We start from the raw sequence: 13,285 nt of genomic DNA, 5'->3' as shown, positions 1-13,285 counted from the left end.
TATATTATCGGCAATTTCTTCCCCCTGTTGCCTGTTGCCAGATGAGCTGTTGCCTGCGCACAGCGCTATAGACGGCTGAAATTCAAACGATGAAAGGGATTTAGGAATCCGTCATCATGCACCTTTTCAGCTTATAAATAAAAATATCAAATTCAAACCAATATCGATCTATAAACTCATGTACTTTTCTTCTTCCTCCTTCCTTAATTTGGAGACAAAATACTATGAAATTTGTTAGTCCTAAAATTGATTATGCTTTTAAAAAAATATTCGGTTCAGAAGAAAGTGAAGATATCTTAATTAGCTTTCTGAATGCAATTATTTATGGTGGTGAAAAAACGATTCAGTCTTTGACAATTGTTAATCCTTTTAATCCTGGTAAAGTAATCTCATTAAAAGATACTTATTTGGATGTCAAAGCTGTTTTATTTGATGGTTCTCTGGTGATGATTGAAATGCAAGTAGCATGGATGGGAGCTTTTAATAAACGGGTAGCTTACAATTTAGCTAAAGCTTATGCTAATCAGTTAGACAAAGGAGAAAAGTATCCTCTACTAAATCCGGCTATAGCTGTCACAATTACAGATTTTATGTTATTTAAAAAGAGTGAGAAGGTAATTAATAAGTTTGTGTTTAAAGAAGAGGAGAAAAATTTTGAATGTTTGGATAAAGAATTGCGACTAATTTTTGTAGAATTGCCCAAATTTAAGAAAAGTTTGTCTGAGTTAGAAAGCTTGAGTGATAAGTGGATTTATTTTCTCAAAGAAGCTAGCAGTTTAGATGAGATACCAGAGAATTTAGGAGAAGTTTGGGAAATAGAAAAGGCTTTAAATATTGCCGAAAAAATTAACATGACACCAGAAGAATTAGATATGCTAGACCGCCGAGGAATGATGCTTCAAGATGAAAGAGGACGGATAAGTTATGCGGAGGAAAAAGGGGAAAAAAAAGGGAGATTGCGGTTAATAATGCGTTTACTTCAAAAGCGTTTTGGAGAAATTCCAGAGGCAATAAGTAGTCAAATTGAAAATTTATCTGTTGAAGATTTAGATAACTTAGGAGAATATTTTTTAGACTTAAATAGTCTAGAAGATTTGTTGAGTTGGTTGCAGGAACATTAGTTTTTAAGCATTCAGCGGTCAGCATTAAGCTATCAGCTTTTAGCATTTCCCTTTATCAGTTATTTAGGGTTTGCTGAATAAAGTTTTTTGGTAAGGACAGGATCCAGAATTTCCTACGGAATGCTGCGCAAACAGAATCCAGAATTCAGGAGGAATGGAAATTATAGAAGAAGTAGTCACAAGAATCGTCCCAAGATTATTCTGCCATAATCATAATGTATATAGCGTTTCTTAAATTAGTGAGATACAGTTGTTTTTCTTTTTGGTAGTCCTGCATAGTAATGGTAGATGAGGATAAATAGCGCTGCTTCATGGGAGCATCTTGCTCCCACTACCGTTTCCTTGACCAACATAATTACAATAGACCACCATTACAATGCACCACTACCTTGTTTTTTTATATCCCCTGTTTATCGAATTACTACTCCCTACTCCCTAAAACAAACGAATTTTGTACCTCACCAATATTAGAATTGCTATCTTAACTTATTTCAACAATTTCTCCTTGATAAATAGGATATTTACCATGGGTTCCTAAATTATTTAACTTCACCTGAAATAATTGATTATTTTGACTAAATTGAAGTTTTTCAGTGGCTTCTGTTAATGGACGACAGACACGATGGGGATAACAAATGTAAGTGAATTTATCTAAGCTTTTTTGTAACAATGCTTGAGCTAAATTTAATAAATCTTTGCTTTCTTCAGCACGAAATAATAAAGTTTTTGACGGCAAAGAAAACTCTAATGCTTGGGCTGCGTGTTGATGAGAAACAGCAACCACAGGGTCAGTATTTTTAGCTAAAAACTGAATTTTCTGCTCAATATCTTTACTGTTTTTATTTATGTATATTGTTCCTAATAATAGAATATAAAAGATAGGAAAAATGGTTAGAGGAAAATATTCTATTAAAGACTTAGTTAAAAATTGAATAATTATTTTAAATTATTCGATTCTTCTTAATAGGGAAAATTCTTCCAGCACTAACAGAGAATGAAGACCTAAAAAATATCCATAAATTATTTTGTTAGTTACTAAAAAAGCACCGACGACCAAAAACATACTGATTAAGTAGAAAACTGGTACTTGCAAATTCAGATATAGATCCTGCCAGTTGAAATTATTGGAATTTGTTAAAGCTGCTAGTAAATTATTTTGAGAAAATGCTTGTAAAATAACAACTATTGTCAAAGCACCAACCATAGGGAAAAATTCAGATCTAACCCAAACTGATAATCCGACTAAACATCTAGGAAGATAAAATCCACGTCTTGCTATATTTTCAGATACAGGGCAAGATTCTTGCTTAAATAATCCCATTTTTTGAAATACTGGTTGTTCGTGCATACACCAGAAAAAAGGACGAGTACCTATTTTTTTTTCACGCAACTTTTTCATTGCTTCTTTAGCATCAAAAGGAACAGAATCTTTGAGTACAACCCCATAAACCCAGTAAATATTATCAGCATATTCTGTTTTTGTCAGAGGTAATTCTAATTCATAAACATCTGCTAAAAGTTCAGTATAAAGTTTACCCATATTTCGCTTACGCTGAATAAATTCATCTAACCTTTCTAATTGCGCCAAACCTAATGCTGCTTGTAGGTTAGTCATGCGTAAATTCCAACCTAATTCTTCATGGATAAAACGTTGTTGTGGTTGAAAACAAATCACCTATCCGTTCATTTACTTATTCAAAGTGTCCATTACCTATTCAAAATAAAAAAATAGGCTAAAGACATTAGGGGATAGCACAGAAAAACTACATCAAGTAGATATGAGTTATACCATGTCCGGATAATTAGTGATGAAAACACTTTTTTCGATATCTCCTATCTCCTGTCTCCTGTCTCCTCCCTAATTATTTATAATTGTTCAACCGGACATGATATTAGTCCCAGTCCAGGTCCAAGTCTATAGCAGGGAACAGGCAACAGGCAAAAGTGGGAAAAACATTCCTCTGTCTTGCTGTCTAAGGTTGATCGTCAGTCTGTGTCCTAAGCAACTCGTTCTTTGCTACAATAAATAAAGAGTAGAGTTGTCGCTAAATAGAGGGAAAAAATCGTTCCAACCTAGACAGAGCAATAATTCCCAGACTTTTTGGCTGCCAATAGCTACAATCCTTACAGAACAAAGTTTTTGGGGATTTTTTAAGTTATATTCGGACAAGTCTAGTAAACAACTTGTCCGAATATAATGCTTCCTTGTTTGCCTAGCATTTCGTAAGAAAGTAAACAGGGAGTTTGACTTTTTGCTCAAGTCAAGTTGCGATCGCTTCTGAGCTGTGGTGAAATTTACTCAGGACTTACCTAACTACCAAATATAGTAGGGGTTAACGGCCGTTAACCCCTACAAATGGTGTATAATTTCGTATGCGTCCGTAAGTCTTGTTACTATCTATAAGTCAAGGAACAGACAACAGTGAGAAAAATATTTCCCTCTATATCCTCAGCATCTTTCTCAATCCCCCCATCTCCTTATCTCCCCATCTCTCCACACTCTATCTACCATTACTATGCACTAGCACCAAATGATGGACCGGGCCTTTTTTTTTGCCTCTAGTCTCTCCCTTTCAGTAGACTGAGGATATACAGATGGAGAAAGTCCTATGAAAAAATCATCAAAATCTAAAGGTCGTCTAGTTTGGAATCATTCCACTCATATTGAAGGGTTGATTCCTATTTTAGAGAAACTAACTCAACGTCAGGGTATTGAAACTGTGACTCCAGGAGTCATCAGCAGATCCAGAAGTCATATTCCCCACATGAAGTTAAAAGTTTCAGTGCCTATTCGAGGTGGTTTTAAACTTATTGCTAGACAAGGAAAGACAGTTCAAGAAGTGTTTATGTTGACAAGTTTAACTCAAGAAGATTTAGAAGAGGCGATCGCTTATGTTTTAGCTAAATAATTTGGCGTTGCTGAAGCTTGTGTATGATATGAATCTTAATTCTTTAGGAGTCAGGAGTCAGGAGTCAGGAGTCAGGAGAGAAGAAAGAATAAGAAACAGGAGTAGAAGTCGCGGAGCGTGGAACGGAGTTCTATCGCGCTCCTATCTGGACATGATATCATACCTCAAATCACCAATGCCAATAATCTATGCTTTTGCCGACCTCTGAACCACATTGTCACAACAAAAATCTTGTAGGGGCGTTAGCAAATGGCCATTTGCTAACGCAAAGCTCCGCTAAACGCCCCTACTATGGTCTACCGAAATGAAAACCGCTGTAAATACCTATTCAGTGCTTTATTCTCCTCTATCCAAATGCCATAATTTTATTTTTAAACCGTCACGGGGATTAGGTGTTGGTACTGCAACTAGACTTAAATCTTGTTCTGGTAGCAGCTCCCATTCATAACCCCGTAACAACTTGGCGGCAAAAATCTTCATTTCTAGGCGAGCAAATTCTTTACCTAAGCATTCCCGCATCCCACCACCAAAGGGAATATAACCAAATATTTTTTGTTTATCTACAGCATTTTCTGGGGAAAAACGGTCGGGGTCAAAATTTTTATGTTCTGGGTAGAGAGTTTCATCTTGTTGAGTCTTGCCAATTTGATACTGAATTAACCAACCTTTTGGAATGGAATATCCACCAAATTCACAGTCTTGAATTACTTGTCGGAACCCACCCCCCACAAGTGGAATTAATCTCAATACTTCTTTGAGAACTTGTTCTAGATAAGTCATTTGTTTGAGATTTTCTTTGACACTCCACGGGATAAATCCGCGTGGATTCTGACGGTTGTAAAAACAGGGGATAAATCCACCTGTTTTAACTTCTCATCAGTTTAGGGACTGTCATTGACCCCTACCTTTGAATCATCCATACNACACCTTCACAGTGGAAAAACCTTCTGAGTTGCATGGAGGCTTGAGCCGGATGATGGGAAACTGTCAAGTCCGGTTCTTAGGGGAGAAAGGCGCGGTGACGTGTCCTTTCTTACCCGACAAAAAGCATTGTCGCTCTGTAGAATATAAGACTTCTGGATGGAAACTGTCAGAGAATAGAAAAGCAATTACTTTCTCAGACAAGAAAGATATAGGTACTTTCAAATTAAAAGGTACTTACGATTTAAACCACTATAAATTAAACCAAATAAAACGAGTAAGGTTAGTTAAACGTGCGGATGGTTATTATGCTCAATTTGCTATTCAAATAGATTTAAAAATTGAGTCTCAACCAACAGGAAAAGCAGTAGGTTTAGATGTAGGAATTAAATATTTCTTGGCTGATAGTAATGGCAATACTATAGAAAACCCTCAGTTTTACAGAAAGTCTGAAAAGCAGTTAAACCGAGCTAACAGACAAAAATCTAGGAAGTACAAGAAAGGCAAAAAACCGCAGTCAAACAACTATCATAAAGCTAGAAATAGATACGCCCGGAAGCATTTAAGAGTAAGTAGGCAACGTAAAGAATATGCTAAGAGAGTAGCGTATTGCGTGATTCAATCTAACGATTTGATAGCCTATGTAGACGCGGAGCGGCGTGCCGGAGGCAGACTTGAATGTGAAAGGTATGGTAAGAAATCGAAAGCTAGCTAAATCAATCAGTGATGTTGCTTGGTCAATTTTCCGTGGCTGGTTAGAGTATTTTGGTTTTAAGTATGGCAAGGCTACAGTAGCAGTACCACCTAACTATACAAGCCAAAATTGCTCTAACTGTGGAGAAGTTGTCAAAAAGTCTCTATCTGTGAGAACTCATGTTTGCCCTCATTGTGGGTATGAGACAGATAGAGATGTCAATGCCGCAAGAAACATCCTACAAAAAGCACTCAGTACGGTAGGGCATACCGGAACTTACGCTTGGGGAGATACGCCCTCTGGCTTAGTTGGAGAAATCCTGCTAGGTGATGGTGAGTCGTTGATCCTAGAATCCCCGTCTCGCGATTAGCGGGGAGTGTCACTGTGGTAACCACCCTGCACTAAGAAGTATGGTTAAACCCATAAAAAGCACAGAAAAAGTCCAAGTAATCCTATTCAAAGTTATCTCTGCACTCTTGGTGCTAGTAAACAATTGAGCTTGTCCACCAATACCACCAATTCCATCACCTTTGGGACTGTGTAACAAGACAAATACAACAATACCTATAGCCGATATAATCCAGATAATTTCTGCAAGTTGAACAACATTCATAATTTTTAATTCGTTAAAAAATCCAATAATTCTCACTGATATTGAAGAAGAAGATAATTATAGCAGCAGTTGAAGCAAAGGTTAGGAAAGATAAAAAGCTTAAAATTGAGACAATGTCAGATTTGGCATTTTTCCTTCTTACTTCTTACTTCTGCTATATAGAAAACAAAGCATAACTAAAGATATCAAAAATCTTCATTTGTCTTCTAGTCTCTGCCTCCTAGTTGACTGACTACAAACCCATTCGCACAGGAGTACGATTTTGTTGAATATCATATCCGGCATTTTCAATTATTGACCTTCCAGTCATCTCAGGAGGCTGGGGCAACTGTAAAATTTCCAAAATAGTTGGTGCTACATCTGCTAAACAGCCATTTTGTCGCAAAGGAACTCCAGTGCCATGACCAGGAATTTTTCGTCCCTCTCCTTCTATAAGTATAAATGGCACAGGATTTGTAGTGTGAGCTGTCCAAGGACTTCCTTGTTCATCGCACATATATTCAGCATTACCATGGTCAGCAATAATTATTGCTGTGCCACCTACTTTACTAATACTATCTAAAAGTTGTCCTAAACAATGGTCAACTGTCTTAACTGCATTTACTGCCGCATCCATAACCCCAGTATGACCTACCATGTCAGGGTTAGCATAATTAATCACAATTAGAGAATAGATTTGTTTTTCCACAGCAGCGATCGCTACTTCTGTTACTTCTTCCGCTGACATTTCTGGTGCTTCATCATAATGAGCAACCATTGGACTTTGAATCAATTCTCGGTCTTCTCCCTCAAATGGTTGTTCTAAACCTCCATTGAAAAAGTAAGTTACATGAGCATATTTTTCAGTTTCAGCGGTGCGGAGTTGGCGTAGACCATGCTGAGAAATTACTTGTCCGAGAATATTATTTAAGTTTTGAGGCTTAAAAGCCACTAAGACAGATAAACTAGGGTCATATTGAGTAAAAGTTAAAAATGTCAATGGTTGAATTTGTTGGCGCTCAAACCCATTAAAATCTGGATCTACAAAAGCTTGAGTCAATTGACGGGCACGATCGGGACGAAAATTAAAGAATATTACTCCATCTCCAGGTTCTATAGCTCCTGGGGATACTCTAACTGGGATAACAAATTCATCTGTTATACCTTCAGTATAAGACTGTTGTAGTAAATCAGAAGCAGAGCAACCAACTCCATAACCGTCTTTGGTCATCACTTCATAAGCTTTTTGAATTCTATCCCATCGTTTATCCCGGTCCATTGCATAGTAGCGACCGCTAATAGTTGCAATTCGTCCTACACCACTTTGATTAATGTGATATTCTATTTGTTTGAGTACCTGGACTCCTGATTTTGGGTTTGTATCGCGTCCATCAGTAATAGCATGAATACAAACATCAGAAATTCCTTTTGCTTTAGCCATATCCAGTAAACCTAATAAGTGGTTTACATGAGAATGAACTCCTCCTGGGGAACATAAACCCACTAAATGTAGTTTGGAATTACGCTCACTAATATCTTGACAACATTTTTCAAGATCTTGATTTTGACCAATTGAGCCATCTTCTACGGCATCAGATATTCTTACCAACTCCTGGGGTACAATTCTCCCCGCACCAATATTTAAGTGACCGACCTCCGAGTTACCCATTTGACCTTCTGGCAAACCTACTGCTTTGCCAGAAGCTTGAATCAAAGTTCTAGGATATGCTTGCCAAAGGCTATCAATTATAGGTGTTTCACCAACAGCAATCGCATTTCCTTCTTTTTCTTCTCGATAACCCCAACCATCTAGAATAATTAGTACAACCGGAGATATAGAAACTGTTCCCATGATTTTTTACCTTTGATACCTAATCTCGGTTCTATAATGACTAAATTCAACATACTACAATTGAGTATATTTTTATCTAATCTCTATTAATGTCTACTAATTAAGTAGACCAGTCTTGTTGAAAAGTTTAGCTGAAGTTACTATATCATTCCAATTATTTCTTGATTTTACTTTAGATGAATTTTATTAATATCTAATTTAATATTAGATTTACATAAATTTGATGATAAAGGGAGGTAAAAGGGAATACCTTGAGAAGGCAACTAGAAAAAAATATAACTCACTATAAACCAATTAATGATGGATAATTTAATTTTTTTTTAATAAATTTATTGTCAAAAAACAAATTTTTAAACAAAATAAAGTAGTAGAAACAAATATCCTGATTTTTTTTTAAGCATTGAATTTTGGTATAACTAGTTCACAATTAAGATTGGCTTGACGCTATAGTTATTAAAAGTCGATCAAAAAAACTTAAAAATGTGATACTTAGAGTAGCAACGATGGTATTTTTGATCTTAAACTATTGTAAAATTTATCAACATAAACAAAATCTCAAATGAACAAAGTATTGTATTTCGTCAGCATAGGAATATTAGCTTTCTGGATACTTAGAGGTGAATCTGTAGCACTTAATGATGAAGATATGCAATTAATGGCATTATCAGATTCTGCCAGTTTTTCTAACCAAATCCTAGCTCAAGTTCCAGATTCTCCATCTTCTGATTCACAATCACAATCGACTATTCCATCAGCAGAAGTTCCAGAAAAGTCCAATACAGTTGCTAACTTGATCCAATCTACCGACCCAGAGGAAAGAGAAAAAGTTTTACAGCAAAACTTAGGAAATGAGGTAGATGATACTACAATTCAACCTTCTCAAACAATATCTGTTCCCACAGGTAGAGACCCATTTTCTGTTGTTCCTGAAATACCAGTACCAGAATTAGCACCAGAAGAATCTTCCGTAGCCCAATTGCCAGAAATACAAGGCCAACAACTACCTGGTCTACCTACCCTTCCTGAAACTACAGCACCCACTACTTGGCAACAAAATGTGAGAAGGATAGTACCTAGCGATGATAGTCCAATTGTTGCTCAACAAAGACGAAGAAGACCATTACCTAATACTTCACCATTTGAAAACTCATTTGTAGAGCATGGTTGTTAACTTTATCGCAAAGGTAGTATGATTTTGCTAAATTTTTGCTACCCTTGACAATATTAGGCTTTTCGGAACTAGCAATGCGTAAATTTCTACTAATATTAGGAGCGGGGTTACTATCAGTTTGGATAAGTGGATGTGAATCTCTACCATTTTTTAACAGAGGAAATACTTCTACTGCCAATACTCCAGAATCTTCTCCTACTCCCATATACCCTCCTGAATCTCCTTCTCCAATTCTTGCTGTTGACGAACCTTTCCCATCTCCAGATATTCCCCAAAAGTCAGAGACGGCAAAAGATTTAATTAGGTCTACAGACCCGAATGAAAGAACAAAATCCCTCCAACAAGAAGTTCAAACTCAAACACCTACTTCTATTTCAAGCATTCCAGAGACCAGAGACCCCTTCTCAAATTTACCAACTATTCCAGTACCAAGTCGGAGATCGAATCAAACAGAAGATTCTGTATCTACCCAACTTCCTGAATTAGATAGTCAGCAAGTACCAAATATTCCAACTCTACCAGAAACTAAATCCCCTTCCTCTTGGAGGGAACCAGAGTCAACTGCAACCAGAACAAACCAAGGGACAGACTCAAACCAAGTTCCTCAACAACAAAATTCACAACAGCCATCTGCCACAAACAGACAAAATTCAAGTTCAGCTCAATCATCCCCTCCATCAAGGCAAACGCCCAACAGTAAGCTACCGCAAAATACAAACAAACAAGCAGCATCACAAAACAATACTCAGTCAGGAAAAAATAATAATACAAAAGTTGCAGCTCATCCTCCAGGTACTACACAACAATCACAATCTCAAGAGCCACCATCTCCACCAAAACCCCCAGAGTTGCCCAGTTCATCTACTCAACAAGTACCAGGTTTACCAGAACTACCAATAGGGTCAACTCCTCCTCCTCAGTGGCGAGGGCCAGGCTTTCCACCACCACCACCACCACCACCACCTCCTCCTCCTCCTCCACCACCGCCACCAGATACAACTATTGCCAAAGGTATAGAAGTTAGTGGAGTTGTGCAAGTGGGACATCAAAAGCAGATTATTGTTAAGGTTCCTACAGAGCCTACAAGTAGATATGTAAAAATTGGACAACGACTAGCTAATGGTAAGGTATTGGTAAAGCGAGTGGACTTTAAGACAGGAGCTGACCCCGTTGTCGTGTTTGAGCAAAGTGGTGTGGAAATTCAAAAAGAGGTAGGAAGTCAGCCAACAACTGAGGAGTAAAAAAATAAATTATTCTAATTAAATTTCGTTAATTTTGACTGCCTGGAAAAACAGAATTATGTCAAATTTATGCTGAAGAAGAACTGGTAGTAATGGATTTCATGGAAAGTCAAATTGAAAGACCTAAAAAAAGACAAAAACAGGACGAATTAAAGTAGAACATATTCTAATCCTGAACGAAATCGGGGTAAGAGATTCAGGTTAATATCCAACTTAATAGCTGGTATTTATAATTAGGATTTGTCTAATTAAGTTGAAAAAAAAATCTATTAAATTTCTAGTTGGTTGAGCTTTTAATCATTAGGTGAACTTTTTTAGTATGCCTATTTTTAATGATTTGGCTAGAGAGCGATCGCTTAATATCAATTATTCAGAAAAAATGAGGAATTCTGCCTGTCTTATCAAGTCAATTCAGACAAAAAATATCTGTAAATTATAGCATAAAATATTTTTGCAAGAAGTATCAAGTATCTTGAGAAATTCTGGAGTAAAATTAGAATCAATTTCCACAGTTCTGTGCAACTGTATATAATGGATATAATGGAATCAAGAAATAATAGAAACTCTTTAAATTAATAAATAGGCTTAGTATAGGCCATGCTGCTATCAATAAAACAACTAAAAATAGCGATATTAACAGGTTCTTGCCTGGGATACACAATTTTGATGTGGCATCCTCAGTCCTTAATGGCACAAGAACAAACAGAAGCACCTTTTTGTGAAGGAAACCCTCCTACTGGCAGAGTTAAATGCAATTATCCCAATGGAGATAATTATGCTGGAGATTTTGTCAATGGAAGACCAGAAGGAAGTGGTGTATATGTCTATGCTAATCGTAATCGCTACGAAGGACAGTTTCGGAATGGTCTGCCTAATGGACAGGGTACTTTTATATTCTCTGATGATTCCAGAGTTACAGGAGTATTCCAAAATGGACAAATTAGGTCGGGTACAATTACTTTTGCCAATCAAGATCGCTTTGTCGGAGAATTTAACTTAGTGGAGAATCTCTCTAGTAATGTGATTAGTAGTCAGCCTACTGGTCAAGGTCAATTTATTTATGCTAATGGCGATCGCTATGAGGGAGATTTCTTTGCAGGTTCTCCTTTTGGTCCAGGAGTGTTTACTCGTGCTGATGGCATACGATGTCAAGGAGATTTTTATAATTCAGAACTAGATGGCAGAGGAAGTTGTACATATCCTAATGGAATTCGTTATCAAGGAGAATTAAGAGGAGGAATACCTCATGGTGTAGGGATTATTATAGATGCTGAAGGAAAAAGATTTCCAGGAGTATTCCGTAATGGTCAAAGACAAGAATAAATAGAGTTTCGACTTAGTTAACAATTTGCGCAATTTATTGACATAATACGCTAGTTCTCACAGGCAAGTAGTAACGAGGGTGAAATTTGTATCTTCTGCACTAATCCCTGCTATTCGCATTTCTGGCAGTCTATCTATCTATATAGACGTAGACCTATCCTGAAATCCCGCTCCCTACTAGGAACGGCGTAGTAAGGGTTTGAGGACTTTTTTAGTTATGTTAATTGACAAAGACTTAAATGTAAGTATAGAGTGTAGAGATGCGGTTGGCTTGACCATTAATGCCTGTGGATGAGTAACCGCCGACGGCCTCAGTAGAAGCAGGAAGTAAACATCAATTTGTTACGTTATGTGACGCTTTGTATCAGTTTTATGAAGCAGTAGTAAATACTACTATTATATATGTGAATGAAAAATTCATCATTTCACAATAGGACGGAGATGAAGAAATAACAAAGCCTTTTTGGTGTTCAGTTAACTATAGCCGAAAAGGCTAAGTTCTTCTAAGAACTATGGCGTTGCTGATTTGAGGTATGATATCTTGTCCGGATAAGAGGGCGAGCAAAAAACCTCCTCCTTCTACTCCTGTTTCTTCTTCTTTCTTCCCTCCTGACTCCTGAGGACTGACTCCTGAGGACTGACTCTTAAGTAATTAGAATTCATATCATACACGTGCTTCAGCAACGCCAGAACTATGTAATATCAGAGCTGTTTCATAGTGTTTTGACACTCCACGGACTAAAGTCACGAATCCACGTGACTAGGAGCTTTCTATCGGGTTAAAACCACGATTTCCACATTGATCGAAACGGCCACATTGCAAGCACCGTACCGTAGTACGAATCCAGCAGCAGCTCACAAGGCGGTGCCAATTGCCACTACTCTCTCCGGTCAAAGACCATTGAGGCTACTTTTTAAGTTGTTGGTTGATTCACTCGCTCGCTCGTTACAACCTGCTGTCTAACGGCTGGAAACAGAGTGCTGGCAAGCACCGAGCCACCTTTTCGGCTAGCTATCCTTTAACTGAAGCGTCCACTAGATATCGGGCTTTCACCTAGATTTCAGAGGTCTGAGTGTCTTTGGAGTTAATGATAACACGAATTTGGACTACGGGTTAAAACCCGTCGCATCGTTTCCATCCAGCCGTTAAAACAGGCTGGTTTCCCACTTACCGATTTTTTATGATGAAAAAATATCTACTTTCGCTTCGACACAAAATATCTTTATTATCCCTACTTTTTGCGGACTTATAGCGCTCCGCGCTAGGCAAAAGTCATGCATCAAGTGCTAATTGGCAAGGTTTCCTCAGAATGTAAGACGCACATCTGACAGTCAGAAGTTAAAAGTAATCCCTGACGCTCATTTGAGCCTTTATACAGCGCTTCCCGTTGTTATGAGGTACATCCATCGCGGGCAAGATGCCCGCACTACAATATTTTCATCATTTACTCTGTACCTCAT

General features: G+C 37.5%; 14 protein-coding genes and 1 pseudogene. 10 read left to right on the top strand and 5 right to left on the bottom strand.

The features are described 5' to 3' along the window. Positions 1 to 224: 224 nt before the first annotated feature. Positions 225 to 1,121 (top strand): Rpn family recombination-promoting nuclease/putative transposase, encoded by an 897-nt coding sequence (locus F6K18_RS11585; protein ID WP_287520950.1) that lies wholly within the window; start codon positions 225 to 227, stop codon positions 1,119 to 1,121. A 481-nt stretch (positions 1,122 to 1,602) separates the two neighbouring features. Here F6K18_RS11585 and F6K18_RS11580 read toward each other — a convergent pair whose 3' ends face one another. Beyond that, complete coding sequence (locus F6K18_RS11580; RefSeq protein WP_287520948.1) at positions 1,603 to 1,905, bottom strand: hypothetical protein; 303 nt, start codon at positions 1,903 to 1,905, stop codon at positions 1,603 to 1,605. A 162-nt stretch (positions 1,906 to 2,067) separates the two neighbouring features. Next, positions 2,068 to 2,796 carry a DegT/DnrJ/EryC1/StrS family aminotransferase gene (locus F6K18_RS11575; protein WP_287520946.1) on the bottom strand — a complete coding sequence of 243 codons (729 nt, stop codon included), beginning with the start codon at positions 2,794 to 2,796 and terminating at the stop codon, positions 2,068 to 2,070. Between the two features lie 934 nt (positions 2,797 to 3,730). On the opposite strand from F6K18_RS11575, the gene F6K18_RS11570 reads away from it, so the two are divergent. Both F6K18_RS11570 and F6K18_RS11565 read left to right on the top strand, forming a co-directional pair. Beyond that, positions 3,731 to 4,030, top strand: coding sequence for a DUF2103 domain-containing protein (locus F6K18_RS11570; RefSeq protein ID WP_202222249.1), 300 nt, complete (start codon positions 3,731 to 3,733; stop codon positions 4,028 to 4,030). Between the two features lie 7 nt (positions 4,031 to 4,037). Then, on the top strand, positions 4,038 to 4,238 hold the full coding sequence (locus F6K18_RS11565) for a hypothetical protein (protein WP_287520942.1): 201 nt from the start codon (positions 4,038 to 4,040) through the stop codon (positions 4,236 to 4,238). A gap of 128 nt (positions 4,239 to 4,366) precedes the next feature. Here F6K18_RS11565 and F6K18_RS11560 read toward each other — a convergent pair whose 3' ends face one another. Continuing rightward, positions 4,367 to 4,810 (bottom strand): cytochrome P450, encoded by a 444-nt coding sequence (locus F6K18_RS11560; protein WP_353735057.1) that lies wholly within the window; start codon positions 4,808 to 4,810, stop codon positions 4,367 to 4,369. 127 nt (positions 4,811 to 4,937) lie between these two features. On the opposite strand from F6K18_RS11560, the gene F6K18_RS37295 reads away from it, so the two are divergent. After that, positions 4,938 to 5,666 (top strand): RNA-guided endonuclease InsQ/TnpB family protein, encoded by a 729-nt coding sequence (locus tag F6K18_RS37295; protein WP_375341314.1) that lies wholly within the window; start codon positions 4,938 to 4,940, stop codon positions 5,664 to 5,666. After that, a complete protein-coding gene (locus tag F6K18_RS37290) occupies positions 5,641 to 6,015 on the top strand; it encodes an RNA-guided endonuclease InsQ/TnpB family protein (protein WP_375341313.1) in 375 nt (124 codons plus the stop codon). The genes F6K18_RS37295 and F6K18_RS37290 overlap by 26 nt, the downstream gene beginning before the upstream one ends. Positions 6,016 to 6,024: 9 nt before the next feature. On the opposite strand, the gene secG is transcribed toward F6K18_RS37290, so the two are convergent. Further along, on the bottom strand, positions 6,025 to 6,258 hold the full coding sequence (secG, locus tag F6K18_RS11550) for a preprotein translocase subunit SecG (RefSeq protein ID WP_124147553.1): 234 nt from the start codon (positions 6,256 to 6,258) through the stop codon (positions 6,025 to 6,027). 232 nt (positions 6,259 to 6,490) lie between these two features. Further along, a complete protein-coding gene (gene gpmI / locus F6K18_RS11545) occupies positions 6,491 to 8,089 on the bottom strand; it encodes a 2,3-bisphosphoglycerate-independent phosphoglycerate mutase (protein ID WP_287520939.1) in 1,599 nt (532 codons plus the stop codon). 559 nt (positions 8,090 to 8,648) lie between these two features. On the opposite strand from gpmI, the gene F6K18_RS11540 reads away from it, so the two are divergent. From F6K18_RS11540 to F6K18_RS11520, 5 genes and pseudogenes are all read left to right on the top strand, one after another. Next, positions 8,649 to 9,260: a hypothetical protein gene (locus tag F6K18_RS11540; protein WP_124147555.1), complete on the top strand. Its 612-nt coding sequence runs from the start codon at positions 8,649 to 8,651 to the stop codon at positions 9,258 to 9,260. 74 nt (positions 9,261 to 9,334) lie between these two features. Beyond that, the gene (locus F6K18_RS11535; RefSeq protein WP_287520937.1) at positions 9,335 to 10,501 is read left to right on the top strand and encodes a hypothetical protein; all 1,167 of its coding nucleotides are present in this window, start codon (positions 9,335 to 9,337) and stop codon (positions 10,499 to 10,501) included. A gap of 38 nt (positions 10,502 to 10,539) precedes the next feature. After that, a pseudogene (locus tag F6K18_RS11530) lies at positions 10,540 to 10,644 on the top strand (IS5/IS1182 family transposase); the annotation flags it as partial. Positions 10,645 to 11,098: 454 nt separating this feature from the next. Then, positions 11,099 to 11,824, top strand: a complete 726-nt coding sequence (locus F6K18_RS11525; protein ID WP_124155359.1) for an MORN repeat-containing protein — start codon at positions 11,099 to 11,101, stop codon at positions 11,822 to 11,824. A gap of 817 nt (positions 11,825 to 12,641) precedes the next feature. After that, a complete protein-coding gene (locus F6K18_RS11520; RefSeq protein ID WP_287520935.1) occupies positions 12,642 to 12,788 on the top strand; it encodes a hypothetical protein in 147 nt (48 codons plus the stop codon). Positions 12,789 to 13,285: the final 497 nt, after the last annotated feature.

Origin of the sequence: Okeania sp. SIO2C2, from assembly GCF_010692625.1 — a bacterium.
GTDB classification, from domain to species: Bacteria; Cyanobacteriota; Cyanobacteriia; order Cyanobacteriales; family Microcoleaceae; genus Okeania; species Okeania hirsuta.
This window is presented reverse-complemented; position numbering and strand designations above follow the sequence as displayed.